The following is a 20,798-nucleotide window of genomic DNA, read 5'->3' as shown; positions in this document are numbered from 1 at the left end:
GGGGTTGTAGCTGACAGCACACGCCCGGGTTTGATTTGCTCGCAACGTCGAGAAAAGGCGAGGAGGGCGAGCCGATGTCCCCCACCTCGGAGGGCTCCGACAAGCGCAAGGCGGGCCGTCCTGCCAAAAAGGTGGACGCGTCCGCGTCCGCCCGTCTTCAGCTGGCCGCCGAGTTGCGGAGGTTGCGGCTGGAGGAAGGACTGACGCTCGTCGAACTCGGTCGGCTCGTCAACTACTCCAGTCAGCACCTCAGCGCGGTGGAACGCGGCGAGGTGGCCCCTGCCGAGCCGTTGGTGGTGCGATGCGACCATGCGCTGAACGCTGCGGGACGGCTCATCACACGGTTTCCCGCCGTGGTCCGCGAGGAAGCCGCAGATCGGCATGAGCGCGGAGCATCGCGCCAGCGAGGAGCACCGGCGACGACCAGTTCGTTGCCGCCCGACCTGGACTGGGCTCGGCTGGCCGCCCTCGGCGGAGCATCCGCGACCGTGTCACCGGACATCGTCGCCGACTTGGAAATGATCACCGATCGGCAGCGGGTGATGTACCACCGGTTGTCATCGGCTCAACTACTCGTCCCGGTCGAGACCCACCTTGGTTTGCTGGTCTCCCTGCTGAAGGGTTCGCAACCCAAGCCGCTGCGCCGCCGCATCGCGGCAGCCGCCGGCGAGGCCGCCGGATTCGCCGCGTGGATCTGGTACGACCTCGGCGACGAGTACAAGGCGAACTTCTACTACCGGCGAGCCGAAAAGCTGATCGCCGAGTCGGAGCACCCTGCGCTCGGTTCCTACATCAGCGCTTACAGGGCGTTGGCCTGCGAGGGAATGGGGCTGCTTCCCGAGTCACGTCAGTATGCCGAAGCCGCGCTGGTCAAGGCTCCCAGATTCATCAGCCGTCCCACGCGAGCGTGGCTGAGCGCGGTGAATGCCGCGGCTTTCGCCCTGGTACCTGATCGACGCAATGACGCGCGACGGCTCCTCGCTGACGCGCGGGTCCTCCTCGACGCCGCCGCACGCCGAGAAGAATGGATGTACGACTTCGACCGTGTGGCGTTGGCAGGCTATTGCGGAACGGCCTTGCTTCGAATGGAGGATCCGCAAGCCGCTGCCGCCGCGTTCTCCGAAGGGATCGAAGCGCTTCCCCACTCCTGCGCACGACGTGGCGCCCAGCTCAGGGTCGGTTTGGCAGAGGCGTACCTTCGCATAGGTGACGTCGATGTAGCGGTGGCGGCGGCCACCGATGCCTTGGAGGTGTTCGCGATGCGCGGATCAGTCTCCGGAATCCGGCGAGTGCACCGGTTCCGCGACGTCCTCGGGAGCATGGGCGAGCAGAGTCGCGCCCGGGCGATGGACGATCTGGTACGCGAACGGCTGCGAGCCGCGCAGTGAGCGACGTGTCTGCAGACCTGGTAGCCCAATCGACTGTCGCTTACGACGCGGTCCAGGCGGTCGGAGACGCGGTCTTCTGGGTAGAAGGGCGACCGGACGGACGAGACGCCCTAGTGCGCTGGACACCTCGAAACGGCATCCAGGACGTTCCGACCGGAGGACAGGGTGTCGCTTCACAGGTCCACGCGTACGGTGGCGGCGCGTACTGGGCCACGCCCAAAGGCGTCTGGTTCTCGTCCGCTAACGACCAGCGGATCTACTGGACGTCGGGCGACTCCGATCCGGTTCCACTGACACCGCCCTGCGGCGATCATCGGTATGCCGATATGCGCCCCAGCATCGACGGGCGAAGGCTGTGGGCCGTCCGGGAACGCCACGAGTACAACCACGTCCGCAACGACCTGGTTCTGATCGGCAACGACGGCTCAATACGTTCAGTGGTGAACGGAGCCGACTTCTACTCCGCGCCCCGGCCCAGCCCAGACGGTCACTGGCTTGCCTGGACCAGCTGGAACTCGCCCCTGATGCCCTGGGACGGCACCCAACTCTGGATCGCCGAGATCCGCGGTGATCACCTGGGCACCCCGGTTCTCATCGCAGGGAGCCCAGAGGAATCGGTGTTCCAGCCCGAATGGAGCCCCGACGGAGTGCTCCATTTCGTCTCCGACCGAACCGGCTGGTGGAACCTCTACACCTGGCAGCACGGACACGTCCAAGCCCTCTTCCAGGACGAGCGCGAGTTCGGCGTCGCCCAATGGGAACTCGGCTACGCCACCTACGCCTTCGTCACCGACGGACGCATCGCCATCGCCGTCCAGCAAGGCGGTCGACACACCCTGGAAATCCTCGCCGACGGCAAGCTCATCCAGCTGGACCAGCCCTACACCTCGATCAAGCCGTACGTGTCGGCATCCGGAACACGGCTCGCCTTCATCGGCTCCAACCCGACACGCGCATCCGAAATCGTCCTGCTGGATACGAACGACCCAAGCCTCCAACGCATCACCGCACCGCGCGCCGAGGCGGCAGGTGTAGTGCTTCCTCGCTCCTTCACCTTTCCCACTCGTGACGGCGCGACGGCGCACGGCCTCTACCACCCACCGCGTAACAGCCACGGCATACCGCCACTCATCGTCAAGGCCCACCCCGGCCCCACCGCGAACGCCCCGCTGCGCCTCGACTGGCACACCCAGTTCTTCACGAGCCGCGGATACGCCGTCGCCGAAATCGACTACCGCGGCAGCACCGGTTACGGACGCCCCTACCGGCAAGCACTCAAAGGAAACTGGGGCATCACCGACGCCCACGACTGCGCCGACGCCGCGCTCCACCTGGCCGCCACCGGCCTGGCCGATCGCAAACGGATCGCGATCTGGGGCGCGAGCGCCGGCGGCTACACCGCGCTCCGCGCCCTTGCCCTCACCGACGTCTTCGCCGGCGCCATCGCCCGCTGCCCCGTAGTGGACCCGGCCACCTGGCGCAACGTCGCCCCCAAATTCCAAGCCCACCACGCTGACGGCCTCATCGGCCCCTGGCCCGCTTCGGAAGCTCTCTACCGAGCGCGTTCCCTCCTCAGCCAGCCAGAACAGATAACCCGTCCCGTCCTGATCCTGCACGGCGAAGACGACCCCATCACGCCCGTGGCCCAGTCCAGGAAACTCGCTCAAAACCTCGGCCAGTCGGCAGAGCTCGTCACCTTCCCCAACGAAGCGCACGTCCTGCGCTCCCCCGCAGCCGTCCAGACGGCATTGCAGATGGAAGACGTCTTCCTCCGAAGGCACATCCCGGAAACTGCGACCAGCGGATGCCCAGAACCGCGTTTGCCGCCTCGGCGCGATTGACCACGCCGTCCCGTTACACGGACCTCCTGGCCGACAGCCGTGCTCACGGGCCACCATCCAGTCCGAGGGCAAAGTACCGGAGTCGTCTGCCTGCCGCGACGACGGTTCCTTGGCCTGCCATGACGTGGAGGGCTCATAAGCAACACCGCCTGGCAGATCGGCGTGGTCCTCGGCATGGCGGTGCTCGAACCTGTCGATTACGTCATGGTCAGTTCGCCTGCTCGTCTGGCGTCTGGTCTTGTTCAGCTCCGCCGTCGAGCTCGGGCAAGCCGGACGTGTCCAGTTCGGATGCGTTGTTCCTGTCCAGGCGGAGAGGGTGTTCTGGTTTGCCAAGGAAGTCGTGAACGCGGCGGCGGTTGCGGGCTTGTTCCGCGCTGATCCAGTCCTTTCCTTCGACTGCGACGGCTTCGAGGATTCGGCAGGCGGACCGGATCCCGGAGGGGTCGAGGGCCAGGTCGTAGATCGTCCGCTCATCTTCTTGCAGTCGGTCAATGAAGCCATCGTCGAAGTTTTCGACCCCGATGCTGACCTGTTGACTATTCACAAGTGTGACGGAGAACGACTCCTCAACGACCAGGCGTCCGACGTCGTCCGATCCTGGCGGGGAAGGCGAGTTCGGCATCCCGTGTTGCGTGGGTCGAGCGAAGCCCGGAGTTTTCCACCGCGCTCCGGGGGGTGAGTGCACGTACGGATGTGCACCTTGCGCGGGACTGATACCGGCGTCCAGATTGGTGGATTTCTCGTGAACACGCGCTGAAGCGATCGCGCCGTAGCTAAAACTCATACGCCGTGGGTCGCTGGCGGTACCCGTGTAGAAGTCGAGGTCATACATCGCGACTCTTACGCCTGCGCCGGTGAGGAGGAATAGCGTTACCACGAGACGTGAGTAGCGCGGTGGTCCGCCAACGACCCTGGCCCGACGGGCGCCCCGGGCGGGGTCGCGCTCGGTCAAGATCACCGGTGGTACGACCAGGTCGCGGTATACGAGGCCGTAGTTGCGGAGAGCCAGACCCGCCAGATACATCTTGTCGCACTCCAGCCACTCGGCGATCTCCCGATCGTTGGGCCGGTCGGCAAGCCAACTCTTCCATTGATGGAACGCGATATTTTCGGCCGTCAAGCGCTGATAGTCGTCATGTCTGTCCCATCCGTTGCGTTCACGCCAGACAAGGTACTTATCGAGCTCACTGGCATAAACCATCGCAGCGCCGCCGCCAAGGAGCGCGCAGGCGAGGAAGCCGAGGAGTGGATTCGAGCCGATGCCGATCGCGGCCGTCAGCCCGCCGCACGCCAACAGGATCAATCCACCGACCGCGCCGAGGACCGTTTCGGGTCGCGGCCGCATAGTTCGCCTATATGCGAAGAGCGCGCCGCGGTTCCAGGCGTCCCGAATTCCTCGTACGCGCCAGCGGATGAGCCACTGGATCGCCGCGGGCTCGACCGGCGGCAGGCCGCCGTACAGATCGAACATTTCCTGGATGACTGCCCGAACCTGATGTTCGGTGTCTCTATACCATTGCGCCAGGAGCCGCGGCTGGTCCGTCCCCGGGGCGTATGTCATGAACGCAGCTTTCACGCCTTCAGGCATGTACTGGTCGAATCGGTGTCGGCGCTCGGACTGCGCCAGCAGATTCGGCATGTTCACCCGGCCGAAAGCGTCCTCCCATCCGACGATAGCGGGCCGGAGGAGGGGCGGCGGGGCGTAGCGGCCGACCGGCTTGCCGAACCCGTTTCGGAAGTCGGCCGCGGCGAGCCGAGCCCGCGCCGCCAGCCACCTTGGCAAAAAGAGCGCGGTCAATGCCGTTCCCGTCAGAAGTAAGAGCGGGTCGATGATGGCGATCGCGTCACTCCCGTTGACCTGGGCCAGAATCGACAGGAGCAGGCCGAGCGCTGCCATCGTCACGCCAGTGACCGCAATGCCGATCTTGACGGGATGCCAGCTGTAGTGGTCGAGGGTGCGGGGGCGGGGCGCTTCTGGGAGCGGCTCGAAGAACTTCCAAGCCCGTCTGGCACGGTCGCTGCTCATCCGCCGGGTTCGGATCTCGGTTTGACGCACACTGTCCAGGTAGTCCTGGATTGCTCCGCTCGTGAGCATGGCCAGGTGCCGCACGATCTCCCCGCGCCGGGCTTCGTCGAGAGATGCGAGCGCGCCGCCGGCCGCTTCCAGCTCCGCCTTGCCGAGGCTGCCGTCATAGCCTTGGCGGTACACGAGCTGAAGCAGGGTCTGCACGACTGTCAGAGGGCGTTGCCACAGGCGGTCGGCTGACTTGGCAGGCACCTTGCTGACACCCTGCAAGACCTCGAAGTCCTCCTCGGCCAGCTCAGCGAGAGTACGCCCGCTGAGCATCGCGAGGACCCAGTAGTAGGCGACTCGGCTGGTGAGCGGAAAGCCTTCGTGGACGAGTTCACGAATGATGCGTTCGGCCCGGCGGGGAATGTTGCCCTGTAGCATGGCGACTGCCTGGCTGAACCGCTCTTCAGGCGTGCCGGCCTTCGACGAGTTGTACTCATAATTGTTGATGACCGAGGCGAGCTGGTCGATGCGACCCTGAAAGTGACCGAACTGCCCGCCGACCCGGGCACCTGAATGCGTTTCGAAATGATTCATCGCCGACCCGTCACCGCTGCGATGATCGCGTCGGCCTTCGCGACCAGCGCAGCGACCCCGTTGACGAGATCGAGCACTTTCTGCATTGCCGTCAGTACTCGGCCTCGCCCGTCCTTGTTACCGCCCAGCTCGACTTCGGCAGTCTCGACCTCGGCCCGCGCGGCTCCGTACGCCACCGGGTCCAGGTTCCCCTCTGCATGAGCCTTGTCCAGCGCCGTGAGCAGGTCGTCCAACAGGGCCAGCAGGTCGTTGGAGTCGGCGTGGGTGACGTTGCTGATCGTGCCGCCGAGCTGGCCGATGTTGCCTTCGAAGCGCCCGAACTGTCCACCGACGTTGGAGCCGTAGCCGGCGTTGAAGTGGTTGTTGTCAGTCATCTGGCGGTTTCCTGTCCTGAGTCTCGGCACGAGCGTGGCCAGCACATCACCGATCCGCTGGACGTCGGCGCCGTTGTCACGCATGTCGAGACGGAGCGACTGGATGCCGGCGAGATAGGCCAGCTCTGCCGGGAGGTCGTCGGCGCGGAGGCGGCCGGACGTACGTCCCTTCAGCACCGGAATCACCGGAATGCGCGCAGCCCGCGCCTCGAGGATCTCCCGTCGCACCCAGTCGCCCGGATCACGAAGCCGCTCATCCGTGGCCCAGCCCGGGCCGATGATCGCTAGTAGCACCGAGGCGGCCCGCACTGCCGTAAGCAGCTCCGTGTCGAAAGCCTTGCCGGGCGGTATGGACTTGGCCGCGCGAAAGATCGCCTCGCTGCCGAAGCGGTGTGACAGCGCATTCTCCAGGAATGCGGCTGCCTCGTCTCCATCACCAGTCCGGTAGTTGATGAATACTTCGTTCATACTGGCCTTCCTCCCTCGCCCAGGCCGCGTACCGTCCGGGCCAGGTCAGGGGCCAGCTGACGGACCGCAGAGTTCGTCGGATGACGCCGTAGTGTGCCGTCCAGCCGGTCCAGGTCGCCGACAACGGTCGAAGCGCCGACCCTTATGGCGTCCGGTAGTAGGCCCGCCGTCACGGCGCAGGCCTGCTCGATCTCTCCTGCAGCAGCAAGGGCCAGCGCCTGGCGGATGCCGTAACGGACCCGGGTGCGCACGGCCCGCTTCGGCGTCCGCACAAGCTGGGTACCGATCACTTCGGCTGCGGCTTGAGGGCGCCCCAGGTCGTACAGGCACCAGCCAGTGATCATCTCGACCGGGTCAGCCAGGTTGGTGGAGCCGATGACCGGCTCGCGGGGATCCTCGCTCGGCTCAGCGAGTAGCGGACGAGCCTGGTCCAAAGCCCGCATGCAGGCGTCGTATTCGCCGGCAAGAGCGTGGCCCTGCGCCTTCCTCTGCGCGGCCAGGCCTCGGATCCGAGGAGCCGCACGGCTCGTCCGGGCATGCTCGGCCAACTGGACAGTCTGCCGCGCATGCCCGCGATAGAGAGTGATCAGAGCGTGCCGGACGCGAGCGTACGCGGCGAGATCGTCATCGCCCCCAGCCGCCGCGAGTCTGACCGCCCGACTCGTCCACCAAAGCGCACCGTCCTCGTTCCCGGTCTCCTGGACCAGCCAGCCGATGTACTCGGCGTAGCGGGAACTGAGCCGAAGCAGCGCGGGCCGGGCACCCGTTCCGGCTCGCGCCGCGAGCTGACCGAGTATGTGGGACTGGGCGATCACCGGCGGCAGAACCAGTCCCGGCTCGACCGACTGGGCCGTCTGCCGGAAGTGGTCGAACAGCACCCGAGAACCTTCGATCATCGAAGTGTCCTCCAAGCCGTGCGCAGACGGCCTCAGCCCAATTCGCAGCCCCGCAACAGCCGCCGCCCCGGCCGCCAGCGCCTGCCGCCGATCAATGGCTGTGAACGAACTCTCACCATCCGCAGACAACCGCAGGATCCATACGTCACCAGTTATCTCAGAGGATTTCGAGGTACTGGTCTCAGCGGACGATTGAGGAACCAGCACTGCGAGCTCTCCGTCCGCCTCCAAGGCTGCGTCACATAGGCGCGCCAAATACCAGCAAGCTTTTTTGATCCCCCGCTCAACCTTACTCAGATGCGCCTTGCTGTAATTCACCCGTGCACTCAGCTCGCCCAGGCTCATCCCCGCAGCGAGCCGCCGCTTCCGCAGTTCTTCACCGAAGTCGTTCGGCTGCTGAAGCATGCCCCCTCCCTCCGCCCTACCCGACAGCCACGTTCCAGCCTGCAACAGTCGAGTCTTCCGGGACAAGGTGTTTCCCGTTGCCCACTGGCATGACGATCACAACTGTCTCGTACTGACGCTCGATAGCGAGTCCTTCTGCGAGTCCAATATCATGCTGCCCGGGCCTCGACTCTACGCCGGTAAGCTTCCTCCTCCGAATCACCGATGTACGATCAAACTCTCCGAACCAGATACTGGGCAGTCGGAAAATTGATCACCTGCTGGCGACGTGCGCTCTTCTCCTGATGGATCTTCGGCACGAGCGTCCGCAATTCCGAAGACCTCGCACGAGGTAACGACCAGCACCGCACCCAGGCCATCCCCAAGCGCAGAGTTCGCCGCGGGCAGTGAGGGCACAAGACCAACCGTGGCTGGATCCGGCCACCGACCGAAAAGCCGTTCCGCCGAACTTTCACCACGAGTGAGTCGTCCCATGCCGAGGTGTCCCATTGAGGACCGTCGAGAGGTGCCTGCCAGAAACGCCGAGGGGGAGGGAGTCACCGGTGGTACCGACGTCTGTGCAGCAGGTGACGCTCTTGATCTTGACCGTACTTCCCGGTGTGTTCTACCGGCGGCGCGTGAACGGCTTCGGGGGTTGCACCCCGCCGAACGGGATCCCGGCAACCGGGTCGTCCGGGCCCTTGGCGCGAACCTGCTCTAAGCCGCCGAAGGGGCCACCGACATGGCAAATCCGCCAACGCCCGTCCGCCTGGTCCTCTGGGACGTCGACCACGCCCTGATCGAGACCGGCGGCGTCGGCCGCGAGGTGTTCGCCGATGCCTTCGCTCAGGCGGTGGGACGGTCGATGGAGCAGATGGCCGAGGTGAGCGGACGCACCGAGCCCGACATCTTCCGGGAGACCGCCGAATTGCATGGCGTGGACGTCACGGAAGAGCTGTTCGACGCCTTCTCCGAGCATTTGGCCAAGGGCTACCGGGACCGGGTTCAGGAGATGCAGCGGCGCGGGCGCGCGCTGCCGGGCGCGGCGGAAGCGCTGGCTGCGCTGGCGGAAGAATCGGGCTTGGTGCAGTCAGTGCTGACCGGCAACATCCGGGCGGTGGCCGAGACCAAGCTCGCTGCTTTCGACGACGAGCACTTGGACTTCGAGGCCGGGGCGTACGGGTCCGACGACGCCGTCCGGCCTCGGCTGGTGGCCATCGCCCAGCAGCGCGCGGCAACCCGCTACAAGACGGTGTTCGACGCGACGACAACGATCCTGATCGGCAATACGCCCAGCGACATCACCACTGCTCACCAGGGCGGCGCGCGAGTGGTGGCCGTCGCTTCGGGCAAGAGCAGCGCCGCCGAACTTCGCTCCGCAGGGGCCGAGTCCGTCCTGACCGATCTCTGCGATCTGGATCGGCTGCTCGCAGGGCTCGCATGAGGTCAGAGGACGTGCCTGGGTTGCTGGTCCTTCTTGGGCCGGCTGGCTAGGGGCGCAGACGGAGGGGCAGCGAAGGCCGGCGGGGCCCAGGGCGTGGGCACGTCGGCCATGGCCAGCGCGACAGGTTCAGGCATCGGCTGATCCTTGGAGAGCCAGGGGTGCTCTTCGCTGTTGATCTGGTGAAGGTGGGCGGACGCTGCGCGGGTGGCGCCTGCTTGAGCCTGACGATTCTGAAGCCGGTGCAGGTCGGTGATCGCTTCTACCAGCGCCAGAAGGGCGAGCGCGAGAGTGCTGATGAGCTGCAGCGCGACGCTGTCGCCGGACCGGGTGATCGCCAAAACGCGAGCGATGGCGCGAAGCCGGTTGCCGCTCGGAGTCGGAGCGGGCGGGCGGCCGAAAGGCGCGCGGGCGGCACGGTCGTAGGCGTCAGCGGCGTTCCGCAGGTGGTTGTTGCCAGTGGCGCGGGCAGCGGAGCGAAGCACGTCGGCGGTAGCCCAGCAGGCATCGCGAGCAGCGTGAGGTCGGGTGACGGTGTGACGGCGAATCTCGGCGCTGGCGAACGCCGCCGCCCGGGCAGCGTCTTCATAGACGGCGCGGCGTTCGTCGGCCGATAGCGCAAGTGCTCGAGGCACGGGCGAGGGTTCGTGCTGCCAAGCGCGGACCAGTTGCGTCCAGGACAGGTCGGCGGCGAGCTTTCCACTGGTGTACCAGGCGGGCCGGCCCTGAGCGTCGCGGTGATCGGGGAGTGCGACCGCGTACCCGGTGAGCTGCTGGGGATTGCGAACGCTCTCTCGCGTCCGGACCATAATCCCCGCCGCCTCAAGGTGGCCGAGGAACTCGGCAGCCGTCCGGGCTTGGTCCGCGGCTTGGCGGACGGCGGTCCGGAGGTAGGCGCGGACGGTCCGCTCGTCCAGACCGCGTCCGGACACCGGCGGACCGGCCTCCGTCCAGCGGGCCCGCAGCTTCGGCAGCGTCAGGTCAGCCGCCAGCTTCCCGCCGCCGTACCAGACCGCCGGTCCGGCGGCCGTCCGGTACTCCGGCAACGCGACCGCATAGCCGGTCACCTGGTCGGGATTGTGCTGGCTGTGTCGCTGGCGAACCAGCACGCCCGCCCTGCGCAGCAGGTCATAGAACTCAGACTCGGTCCGGGCGGCGGCCGCCGCCTCCTGCACGGTGCGCCGCAACGCGGACCGGGGATCTTCGGCCCGTCCTTCGCGGCGTGCCTTCTCCTGTTCGCCTCGGGTGGCGCGCCGGGCCGCGGTCCGGTCCGCCGGTGCGGTCCGCCGGAGGCCGAGTTCGTCCTCCACCTCGCGGCAGCCGGCGCGGATGAAGCGTGCGTCGTTCCACACGTCCGGCCGGACGCCGTCTTGGCGCGCCAGCGTGGCGACCAAATGGATGTGGTCGTCGGCGTGCCGGACCGCGATCCAGCGGACCGCGTCCGGATCCCCGTCCGGCGCGAGTCCGACTCGGTCCATCATCTGGACCGCGATCCGGGCCCACTGCTGATCGGTCAGGATCGGGTCCTCGGGCGCGGCCCGTAGTGACAGATGCCAAACGGGCTTGCGGTAGTTCCGCTCCCCCAGCAGCTTCATCGGCTGAGTGAGCAGCGCATCCAGCCGACGTAGGTCTCGGGTTTCGTCCGGCCGCCGCAGGGGTTCGAGCTCATCGACGCTGCGGAAGCCGGTGACGATGTACGCGTCTCGGTGCTCACCATCATTGCCGGGCCCGAAGAGGTACCGCAGGAGCCCTTCCACCCGACTGCCGCGGCGCACTTTGCCGATCATGCCCGCTGCCCGGTGCAGAAGGTCACGGCAAGCGCCGACAGATCTCGTCGGCCGTCCGATCCAGTTTGTCCACCGCCCGTGCGCAGGCATGGGCATAGGCACCGAGTTGCTGCGCCAGCTCGCCCGAGTGCAGCGCCGCGACAGCTTGGTTGAGGTTCACACCCAACCGGCGGACCTGCCCTCCGGCTTGCATCAACTCCCCCAGAAGCGCGCGCAGCTCGGCGTGGTCGGCGCGGCCGGCACCGGTCGCCTCCGCCAAGGCCGCATGTGCGACGAACGCACCGACTGCCAGATGCGAACGGCGCGCGGCGTCCCGGAGGACCGCGTACTCCTGCCGGGACAGCGAGAAAGTGATCTTTTTGTCCCGGCGTGGGGACTGGTGTCTACGGCGGTTCTGGTCGGTGCCATGTCGTCTTTTCGGTGCCTGCTGGGGAAGTCGTTCTTGCGGCAACGCCACCTCCATACCGGATCGCGCCCGATCCGGTTCGTGCTCCCGGCCGCGCTCGGTCGGGAGCGAAATCCCTGGGATTTCCATTTCTTGCTCCGCGCGGCGAGCAGCGGCGGAGCAAGCTCGCCGTTGCCCCCGGATGCAGCCTGCTGCGACGCTCGGGGCGTACCGGTCAAGGGACGGTCGGACGAGTCGGCGGAAGCGATGATGTTAGGCGTCAGCGCGACCTTGGTGAGGAAGTCGGCGGGCACCGGTGCGGCTGGCATGGTCGGCCGACGAGATGGCGCGGCTCGCTGAGATGGCCGACGTGTCCTCGCGGTGGCCGGCCAGCCATCCGTCCGAGCCGTCCTGCTTCGAGAACATGCCCATCTGCCCAGGCGGTCGGGTAGGTCTGGTCGCGGCTTGGTTCCGGTTAACCAGGAGGACGCAGACGGTCTGCAACGTGGTGAGACCGGCACGCTCGACGCAGGGTGGGTCAGGTCTCGAACCAGCTCGCGGGGGTTGGAAGCGGGTGGGAACGTGTGCTCATCGTCCGAAGTGCCGGGCTCGCTCATGAAGGGGCTCCACAATCACGCTGAGGTTGATCATCGACTTCCTTCCTCGCGAGACTGACTATGGATGACATTCATAGAAGCTGGGTAACACGCTCTGCGCTCCATACTCGTTCAGATGAGACGAAGAGTCAAGAGCTGGGTGCGCAGAGTAGTCCCCGCCGATCCCAGGGGCCCCTCAGAGTGCGGCGGTGACTAGGGCACCGCGAGCGCCTCGGATTGCCCTGCTTCTCGGCCGCCAGGCCTGCGACTCGTCGCCAGCAGTAGGAGGGCCGCCGCGAAAGTCGAGGCGAAGACGCTCGCCACGATCACCAGGGCGGCGTCGCTCGGGCCGTCGGCCGTCACAAGGGGGCCGACAAGCAGAAGGGCGATGGGCGCAAGCGCGTAGGCGGGGACGAAGTTCCAGCCGCTCACACGTGCGATCGTCTCGATCGGAAGGGTCCGTTGGAGTTCGGTGACCCACAACACCATGTACACCGCTTTGGCGATCCCGGATGCGAACATGCCTGCTGCTATGACGGCTGAGGGGGCTCCGGCACCGATGGCCAGGGGCGGTGCACCCGCGAACATCAGCAGGACGACGGCGACCGGGATCGGCCGGCGTGGCTTCCAGCGGACGGCCAGAAGCGCCCCTGCGACTGCGCCCAGAGCCTCGCAGGCGCTGACGATTCCCCAGGTCTTCGCGCCGCGGTGGTGGTCGTCCATGAAGACGGGACCGATGATCTCAACGAGGGTGGCGGTAGCGATGATGGCCGTGGTGAACTGCAACGCCATCGCCCACATCCAGCGGTGCGGGACGAAGTGTTTCCATCCGGCCGCGAGTTCGGTGAGCGGCCCAGGCGTCGCGATCCTGCGGCGCGAGATCTTGAGCCGGAGCAGCAGCGCGGCACTGGCAAGGCACATCACGCCCTTCAGTACCGCGGCCGGCACCGCGCCGACCGAGCTGACGACCACGCCCGCCACGGTCAGGCCGATGAGCGCACCGACGGCCTCGGTCTGACCGACGAGCGCGTTCGCGCAGTGCCGCTGGTCGCTCGGAAGGAGATCGGCGGTGATGCTCCGGACGGTGGGCAGGAAGATGAAATAGGCCGTTCCCGACACCAGCGCGAGCGCGCACAGCAGGCCTGTCGGTGTGTGGCCGTTGAGCAGGCATCCGCCGATGGCCACCCAGGTGACGCTCGCGGTGACTTCGGCCGCGGCCAGCACGTGGTGACGCTTGAACCGGTCCCCCAGGACGCCTCCGGCCAGGATGAGCAGGGCGGGAATGGCCTTGCAGGCTGCCACGAGCGAGATCGCGCCGGCGCTGTAGCCGTTGGTCTTCATCCCCCAGACGAACGCGACCTGCCCGAAACCGACCCCCGCCGACGAGATGAGGCGTGCGGCCAGCAAGGGCGTGACAGCGGGATTGGTGAGCACCCGGAGTGCGGTCATGGGAAGTACCGGCTCAGCTGGGTGATGAGGGAAGCGGTCGGATCGGAGAACAGGTGAAGCGCCGTCACGTTCGATCCCCCCGTAGATGAGTGACAAGGAACGTGGCTGCTTCGGTGTAGGCGCGTACCTCGTTGGCCTGGGTGGCGAAGCCGTGGCCTTCGTCGGGGAAGACCTGGTAGTCGACGTGGACGCCGCGGTCGCGGAGGCGTTCGACGAGATTGTCGGATTCGGCGCGCGGGACGCGCGGGTCGCGGGCGCCCTGCAACACCATCAGCGGGGCTTTGATGGCGTCGGCATGAGTGATCGGTGAGTTGGCGAGCAGCCGTTCGGCGTCCCGCTCCGGGTTGCCCAGGATGACGTCGATGTAGTTGCGCCAGGTCGGCGGCGCTTCGGTCGCGAGGGTGACCAGGTTGCTCGGGCCGCAGATCGACACGCCGGCGGCCCAAGTGTGGGGAAGCCGCGCCAGGCACGACAGCGCGGCGAACCCGCCGTACGAGCCGCCGAAGACCGCGATCCGGTCGGCGTCGAGCTCGGGACGGCTGCGCAGATACTGGACGGCGCGATCCAGATCGTCCAGATCGATGCCGCCCCAGTCGCAATAGATCAGCTTCTGGTAGGCGCTGCCGTAGCCGGTCGAGCCGGCGATGTTCGGCGCGAACACCGCGATCCCCTGATGCAGCAGATGCTGGTAGAACGCCGCATAGCGGGGACGCTCCTGCCCTTCGGGGCCACCGTGGATCGACAGGAGCACTGGATGCGGGCCCGGTGTGGACGGACGGTAGACGAACCCGTGCACCTCGCGCCCGCCGGACGCCGGATAGGTGATCGACTCCGGTCGGACGGGTGTGACCGTGTGCAGCGCGGGCGGCCGTCCGTCGGTGAGTCGGCACGGAACGGCATCGTCCAGGTCCACCACCACGATCTCTTCAGGATGGGCGGGCGTGTCCAGCAGCATCGCCGCCGCCCGGCCGTCCGGAGACAGCGTCAGCATCGAGATCACGCCGGACGGCACGTCCGGCTGGACGACCGTGCCATCGCGCCGGACGTACAGGACCGATCGGCCGGCTTCGTTGACGGTCCAGGCGAGCGTTCCGTTGGCCGCGTCGAGTTCCTCGACGTCCCATTCGTGATGCGCGACCGGGCTCAGGGTGTGGTCGGTGATGCTGTAGAACGCCGCCGCTGTGAATCCCCACAGATCGGTCAGCAAGTAGAAGCCGGAGGAGTCCGGCGCCCAGCTTCGCGGTTCGAACAGGCCGTTGCCGTGGGTCCTAGTAAGGCATTCTGGTTCGGCATCAGGGCGTAGGAGGTCGACCAAATAGGAGTCGGCCTCGGTGTTGGAACGCTCACCCGAAATCAACAGCCAGCGGGAGTCCGGAGAGAACGCTACCGGAGTGAACATCACGTTCTGCTCCGGCTGGAAACGCTGCACCTCCCCCGTGGCCAGATCCCGGATCAGCAGGTCCTGGACGGACGGGTCACGGTCATTGGCCGCATACAGAAGCCGGCGTCCCACCTGGTCGAACGGTCTCGACGCGAGCAGGCGCTGGCATTCCGGAGCCAACGCGATCGGGGTCGGCTCGTCATCCTCCAGCCCGATCCGGAAGAGCCCGAACTGCTCATCGCCTTCGTGGTCGGCCGTGAAGACGATGCCGGTCCCGTCGGGCGTCCATGCAGCTTGTCGGACGATCCGGCCCGCTATCTGCGCGGTCTTGCGCGCGGCCCCTCCTTTGGTCGACACCGTCCACAGCGCGGACCGGCCATCGGCGTTACTCGAATATGCGATGTGGTCACCTTGTGGCGAGAACGCCAGCGTGCGCTGAAACCGCTGAGCGGGAACGAAGTCCTGATACTGGAAGGAAGGCATGACGCTCCTGAGATTGGTATGGACGGCTATTGGATCCAGCCGCGGCGAACGGCTGCAGCGCCGGCGGCGAAGCGCGAGGTGACTCCCAGCTGCTCGCGGAGCATGGTGAATCGCCGCCGGACCGTCGTGGTGCTGATCTTCAGACGGCGTGCGATGGCGTCGTCATCAGCACCCTGGGCCAGCAGCTCCAGCACCTCGCGCAGGTCTTCGCTGAGCGGGTTGTCCGGCCGAACCGTTCCGATCGGCGTCGCCCGCTCCCACAGCAACTCGAAGTACTCCCGCAACGCCGCAACGATGACCGGTGAGCGGACGAGGACCGCGCCCGTCATCCCGGTAGGTCCGAGCGGGAGAAGCGCCACGCTCGCATCAGCGAGTTTCATCTTCATCCCGATCCCGCCGAGCAGGCGGGATTCCTCGCCGAGTTCGGCGGCCCCGACGATGTTCTCGGCGACGACGGGATGTTCGGCCCACCGGCTCTCGTAGATCGTGCGACACCGCACGCCGCTCCGCAGGGCCGGCGGCGGCGCGATGATCATGGTGTCATCGATCGGACGGTCGGTCAGGTAGTTCTCCAGCGTCAGCCAGTCATGCCTGGCCGCGTTCACGAGAACGCCCGACAACCGCGTGATCTCCTCCGGTTCGGTGACGACCTGGATCAGTCCGCGGGACGCGTCCTGCCCGCTCGCCGCCGGCGCGGGAACGTATTCGACCAGCCGCCGATGACCGGCCAGGAACCGTTCGTGCTCGTCGGTCAGCCGCTGGTTCATCTCGGCCAGTACCGCCTGGAGCGCCAGGTGCGGCGGCGCCGGGATCAGCTGCGGCGCCTTTCCCGGTTCCGGCACCCGGTACGCCATCCCCCGGTCGAGCAGAGCCGTGACGAGATCTGCGGTCCCCAGCGTCTCCATCGCCTGGTCGGAGGAACACCCTTGCCCATCCAGCAACACCCGGTAGGCGCGGTACAGCTCGTCCGGGATAATCCCCTCCAGCAACTGCGCCGCCACCTCAGGCCTGTCCCTCACATCACTCCTCTAACCCCGAGCGACAAAGACGACACGAAGAGTAACAGCACGATGGCGCGCCCGAGGGCTTCTCGTCAGCGACAGGAATTGATCGCATCGCACTCAGCGCCGACAGCGACGCCTGAAGGCCAGTGACCACCAGGCCCGGCCGCTGCTCGCCGCACGGCACTCCAAGAGCGACCCTGAGATCACTTCCTGTCCTGAGGGATTGATCATGGCCGCTGACCTGGCCATTCGACTTCACCGAGGCAACCGACCAGCGACACCCAGGAGTTTCAGACCTTATGTCAACCTAGGTTGATACAGGAGCGCTCAGCACCACGGCTGTGCCGACCAGGCTGTGCTTGACTCTCACCCGGGATTCGCTCCAAAAACTGGAGATCCGCAACCCCACGATGGCGTGGGCGCCGCGACCGGCCGCGTCCTGGGCGAGCTGGTCGAGCCCGCTCCCGATGTCGTCGACCTCATTGACCCAGGCGGGCCAGGCTTGCAGGACGGTGCCCGCGCTCGCGGCGATCGGGATGGTGTCGGTGGTGTAGATCGGGATCACTGGCGCATTATCCCGACTGGATGCAGTGCCAGCCCGTGGCCGAGCACCGGGATGCGGCTATCGTGCCGCGCGGGTGGCGCGAGCATGACGCCCTGGTCATCCGTCGGCCGCCGCCCAGCCCGGCCGCGCCGTCATCGTCGGGCAGGAGCGTCCCGGCCTCGTGGCAGGCCGGGGGTGTGGTGGTCAGTGGTAGGCGGCCAGGGCGGCGAAGTACAGGCCCAGGCTCGTGGCGGCGGCGCCCGCGCCGGTGAGGACGGCGTTGGCGGCGCCGGCACCGGTCCGGCGCGCGACCAGCGCGGTGATCGTGGCGATGTGGAGCGCGATCGAGGCGGCCAGCAGCAGCCCCATGATCTGCACGGTGGTCAGCACGTGAACCCTCTCCCCAGGTTGGTGCGATGGTCGGTTTGGGCTCAAGCCTCGAACCACCCCGCAACCGCGATGCCGGGCTGCGATGAGCCGGTGGCCGGTGTCGGCAATCGCCCCAGGACAGGGTGAGGCGGGTGTCGGGCCGGGGCGATGATGGTGCGATGAGCGGCGACGACCACGCGGATCACGGGGCCGACGGCAAGCGCGGCTCCCAGCGGCGGCTCAAGCAACCGACGCTGCCGCCCGGACCGCTGCGCGCACTGAAGGACTGGCTGTACTGGCTCTACCAGCGGGCGGGGAATCCGTCGCTGGATGAGATGCACCGCCAGTGCGAGCGCGACGGGACCGATCAGGTCGCGGGGTGGCCGAGCCGAGACACCATCCACCGCATCATCAGCGCGCGGACGGTGCCGCCGTCGCAGCTCGACACCGTCGCGGTCGCCCGCACCTTGGCGCGGCTGGCCCGCCAGGACCCCGGCGACGCCGCCGTCCGCGCCCGTGAGCTGTGGTTGCAAGCCCAGACCTTCGTCCCGCTAGGCACGCCACTGGATCAGGTCCGTGATCCGTTCGCCCTGCATGTGCACCGGCCGATCACCCTGGACCGGGCCGTTGACCTGCCGCCGCTGCCGCCGTATGTGCGGCGGGCCCATGACGACCTGCTGGATGCGGTCATCGCCCAGGCCCGGTGCGGGCAGAGCGCGATGGCGGTGCTGGTGGCCGGGTCGTCGGCGGGCAAGACCCGGGCCTTGTGGGAGGCGCTGGAACCGTTGCGCCAGGCGGGTGGGTGGCGGCTGTGGCATCCCTTCGACCCGACTCGGCCGCAGGCGGCGGTGGCGAGGCTGGACCAGGTCGGGCCGCGCACGGTGGTGTGGCTGAACGAGACCCAGGAATACCTCGACGCCCCCGGTGACATCGCTGAACAGGTCGCGGCCAAGCTGCACAGCCTGCTGATCGACTCGACCCGGGCGCCGGTGCTGGTGCTGGGCACGCTGTGGCCCGGGCATCACGCGGGCCTGACCCGGCGGTCCGGCTCGCAGGTGACCCAGCTGCTGGACGGCACGGTCATCCAGGTGCCCGAAACCTTCCGCGGCGCCGACCTGGACACCATGGCCCGGACGGCCAAAGCAGACGCGCGGCTGGCCGCCGCGGTGAAGCAGGCCGAGGGCGGGCACATCACCCAATACCTGGCCGGGGCGCCGGAGTTGCTGGCCCGGTTCGACGCCGCCCCGCCAGCGGCGCGGGCCGTGATCGAGGCGGCGATGGACGCCCGTCGGATGGGACACCGCAACGCCCTTCCGCACGCGCTGCTGGAGGCCGCCGCCCCGGCCTACCTGACCGACCTGCAATGGGACCAGCTCGCAGACAACTGGCTGGAAGACGCGCTGGCCTACACCGGCGAGCCCTGCAAGGGGGCTCGCGGACCGGTCACCCGCATCCGCTCCGCCCACCCCCGCTCGGCCCGCCGCACCCCCGGCTCCTCGTCCTCAGCAGACGGCGCGGTGAGTGCGGGCGGGCCGGTGTACCGGCTGGCCGACTACCTCGACCAGCACGGCCGCGCCACCCGCGCCGACCAGATCCCACCCATCGGCTTCTGGACCGCCGCAGCCGCCCACGCCCACCCCACCGACCAGGTCACGCTCGGGCACGCCGCCTGGCAGCGGCTCCTGTACCGCGATGCCGCCCAGCTCCATAAGAACGCCACCGACCATGGCAGCCCGTCGGCGGCGCGAGCCCTCATCGGCGAGTTGCACGCCGTGCATCCAACCGACCACCGTCCAGCAGCCCACGTCGCCGCGCACGTCGCTGTCGACGATCCGGCCGAGCTCACGGGCCTGCTAAACGACTTGCGGCATATCGGGGCGGGTGAGCAGGTGACTGCGCTGGCGGAGCGGGTCGTCGCCCACGCCTCCCTCGACGACCCGGCCGCCGTCGGTGCGCTGCTGGAGCAGTTGGAGCGGGTCGGGGCGGGCGAGCAGGTGGCCGCGTTGGTAGCGCGTGACATCGCCGCACACGTCGCTGTCGACGACCCGTACGCCGTTCTACGTCTGCTGATCATGTTGCGGAGGATCGGGTCGGACGAGCAGGTGATCGCCCTGGCCGACCGGGCCGCCGCGCAGGCCCCCCTTCACGTCCCAGGCGACGTCGCCGCCCTGCTGGGCGAGTTACATGAGATCGAGTTGCAGATCGGGGCGGGCGGGCAGGTGGCCGCGTTGGTAGCGCGTGACATCGCCGCACACGTCGCTGTCGACGACCCGTACCCCGTCGTTCTCTTGCTGACCCGATTGCGGGAGGTCGGGGCGTACGAGCAGGCGGGCGCACTGGCCGACCGGGCCGCCGCCCGCACCTCCCTCGACGAGCCGGCTGCCATCGCATGTCTGATGGGCGAGTTGCGGAAGGTCGAGGTGGACCAGCAGACGGCTGTACTGGCCGAGCGGGCCGCCGCCCACACTCCCCTCCACAAGCTGCACAATTTCCCCGTCCTGCTGAAGCAATTGCGCAAGGTCGGCGCGGTCGAGCAGGTGACTGCGCTGGCCGACCGGGCCGCTGCCCACGCTCCCCTCCACGACCCGGGCTCCCTCGCCTTCCTGCTGAAAGGGTTGTGGGAGGTCGGCGCGGTCGAGCAGGTGACCGCGCTGGCCGACCGGGCCGCCGCGCACGCTCCCCTCCACGACCCGGGCTCCCTCGCCTTCCTGCTGGAAGGGTTGCGGGAAGTGGGGATGGCCGAACAGGTGACCGCGTTGGTGGGCCGTGACATCGCCGTGCACGTCGCTCTCGATGAACCGTACGGCGTCGCACGCCTGCTGGACGAAGTGCATGAGATCGGCGCGGTCGAGCAGGTGACCGCGCTGGCCGACCGGGCCGCCGCGCACGCTCCCCTTCAGGACCCCGCTGCGGTCGCCGCCTTGCAGGCCGCGCTGCGAAGGGCCGGCGCGGACAGGCAGGTGACCGCGCTGGCCAGACGGGCCGCCGTCGCGCACCGGCTGTCCCGGTTGCGGCATAGGGCACGGGCCCGCAGGCAGATGACCGCCCTGATGGCATCCGAACCCGCCGCCCGCGCCCCCCTCGACAACCTGGACGTCATCGCCGCTCTGTTGGAGCGATTGCGCAAGGTCGGCGCGGACGAGCAGGTGACCGCGCTGGCCGACCGGGCCGCCGCGGACACACCCCTCCAGGACCCGAGCGCCGTCGCCATTCTGCTGGAGCGATTGCGCAAGGTCGGCGCGGACGAGCAGGTGACCGCGCTGGCCGACCGGCTGCCAGCTGTCGGCATGCTCGGTCCATTCCTAAAGGTCGGTGATCACAAGTCGCGGTATCGGTTTGGGCGAAAACCGGACGGACGTCCCGCCGACCCGTGGGGGTGGGGCGAGCTGGAGTGATCGAC

The 20,798-nt window shown here is 67.8% G+C and carries 14 protein-coding genes; 4 read left to right on the top strand and 10 right to left on the bottom strand.

Translation table 11 applies throughout. The annotated features are described in order from the left end of the window. Window positions 1–74 precede the first annotated feature (74 nt). Together ACFPCY_RS06285 and ACFPCY_RS06280 are read left to right on the top strand one after the other, a co-directional pair. The gene (locus tag ACFPCY_RS06285; protein ID WP_378252658.1) at window positions 75–1,388 is read left to right on the top strand and encodes a helix-turn-helix domain-containing protein; all 1,314 of its coding nucleotides are present in this window, start codon (window positions 75–77) and stop codon (window positions 1,386–1,388) included. Window positions 1,389–1,501: 113 nt separating this feature from the next. Beyond that, window positions 1,502–3,229: a S9 family peptidase gene (locus ACFPCY_RS06280; protein WP_378252657.1), complete on the top strand. Its 1,728-nt coding sequence runs from the start codon at window positions 1,502–1,504 to the stop codon at window positions 3,227–3,229. 208 nt (window positions 3,230–3,437) lie between these two features. Here ACFPCY_RS06280 and ACFPCY_RS06275 read toward each other — a convergent pair whose 3' ends face one another. Genes ACFPCY_RS06275 through ACFPCY_RS06265 form a run of 3 tightly spaced genes read right to left on the bottom strand, consistent with a single transcriptional unit; the run spans window position 3,438 to window position 7,980 of the window. Further along, window positions 3,438–5,837 (bottom strand): hypothetical protein, encoded by a 2,400-nt coding sequence (locus ACFPCY_RS06275; protein ID WP_378252656.1) that lies wholly within the window; start codon window positions 5,835–5,837, stop codon window positions 3,438–3,440. Then, complete coding sequence (locus ACFPCY_RS06270) at window positions 5,834–6,679, bottom strand: toll/interleukin-1 receptor domain-containing protein (RefSeq protein ID WP_378252655.1); 846 nt, start codon at window positions 6,677–6,679, stop codon at window positions 5,834–5,836. The genes ACFPCY_RS06275 and ACFPCY_RS06270 overlap by 4 nt, the downstream gene beginning before the upstream one ends. After that, window positions 6,676–7,980, bottom strand: a complete 1,305-nt coding sequence (locus ACFPCY_RS06265) for a helix-turn-helix domain-containing protein (protein ID WP_378252654.1) — start codon at window positions 7,978–7,980, stop codon at window positions 6,676–6,678. Before ACFPCY_RS06265 ends, ACFPCY_RS06270 begins: the two co-directional genes overlap by 4 nt. Before the next feature lie 721 nt (window positions 7,981–8,701). Between ACFPCY_RS06265 and ACFPCY_RS06260 the strand changes: the two genes are divergently transcribed. Further along, on the top strand, window positions 8,702–9,403 hold the full coding sequence (locus tag ACFPCY_RS06260; protein ID WP_378252653.1) for an HAD family hydrolase: 702 nt from the start codon (window positions 8,702–8,704) through the stop codon (window positions 9,401–9,403). Between the two features lie 2 nt (window positions 9,404–9,405). On the opposite strand, the gene ACFPCY_RS06255 is transcribed toward ACFPCY_RS06260, so the two are convergent. The 7 genes from ACFPCY_RS06255 to ACFPCY_RS06225 all read right to left on the bottom strand — a co-directional run bounded on the left by ACFPCY_RS06255 (window position 9,406) and on the right by ACFPCY_RS06225 (window position 17,419). Next, window positions 9,406–11,187, bottom strand: a complete 1,782-nt coding sequence (locus ACFPCY_RS06255; protein WP_378252652.1) for a relaxase/mobilization nuclease domain-containing protein — start codon at window positions 11,185–11,187, stop codon at window positions 9,406–9,408. 22 nt (window positions 11,188–11,209) lie between these two features. Further along, on the bottom strand, window positions 11,210–11,722 hold the full coding sequence (locus ACFPCY_RS06250; protein WP_378252651.1) for a plasmid mobilization protein: 513 nt from the start codon (window positions 11,720–11,722) through the stop codon (window positions 11,210–11,212). A gap of 659 nt (window positions 11,723–12,381) precedes the next feature. Continuing rightward, window positions 12,382–13,617, bottom strand: coding sequence for an MFS transporter (locus tag ACFPCY_RS06245; protein WP_378252650.1), 1,236 nt, complete (start codon window positions 13,615–13,617; stop codon window positions 12,382–12,384). Between the two features lie 64 nt (window positions 13,618–13,681). After that, on the bottom strand, window positions 13,682–15,481 hold the full coding sequence (locus ACFPCY_RS06240) for a S9 family peptidase (protein WP_378252649.1): 1,800 nt from the start codon (window positions 15,479–15,481) through the stop codon (window positions 13,682–13,684). A 26-nt stretch (window positions 15,482–15,507) separates the two neighbouring features. Continuing rightward, a complete protein-coding gene (locus ACFPCY_RS06235; RefSeq protein WP_378252648.1) occupies window positions 15,508–16,482 on the bottom strand; it encodes a helix-turn-helix transcriptional regulator in 975 nt (324 codons plus the stop codon). A 310-nt stretch (window positions 16,483–16,792) separates the two neighbouring features. Further along, complete coding sequence (locus tag ACFPCY_RS06230; protein WP_378252647.1) at window positions 16,793–17,050, bottom strand: hypothetical protein; 258 nt, start codon at window positions 17,048–17,050, stop codon at window positions 16,793–16,795. A gap of 183 nt (window positions 17,051–17,233) precedes the next feature. After that, on the bottom strand, window positions 17,234–17,419 hold the full coding sequence (locus ACFPCY_RS06225) for a hypothetical protein (protein WP_378252646.1): 186 nt from the start codon (window positions 17,417–17,419) through the stop codon (window positions 17,234–17,236). 158 nt (window positions 17,420–17,577) lie between these two features. Here ACFPCY_RS06225 and ACFPCY_RS06220 point away from each other — a divergent pair, with 158 nt between their 5' ends. Next, window positions 17,578–20,793: a hypothetical protein gene (locus ACFPCY_RS06220; RefSeq protein ID WP_378252645.1), complete on the top strand. Its 3,216-nt coding sequence runs from the start codon at window positions 17,578–17,580 to the stop codon at window positions 20,791–20,793. Window positions 20,794–20,798: the final 5 nt, after the last annotated feature.

The sequence above is a fragment of the Actinomadura gamaensis genome (genome assembly GCF_042652125.1).
Lineage (GTDB): Bacteria > Actinomycetota > Actinomycetes > Streptosporangiales > Streptosporangiaceae > Spirillospora > Spirillospora gamaensis.
The sequence above is the reverse complement of the archived record's forward strand: the minus strand, read 5'-3'. Positions and strand labels throughout refer to the sequence as shown.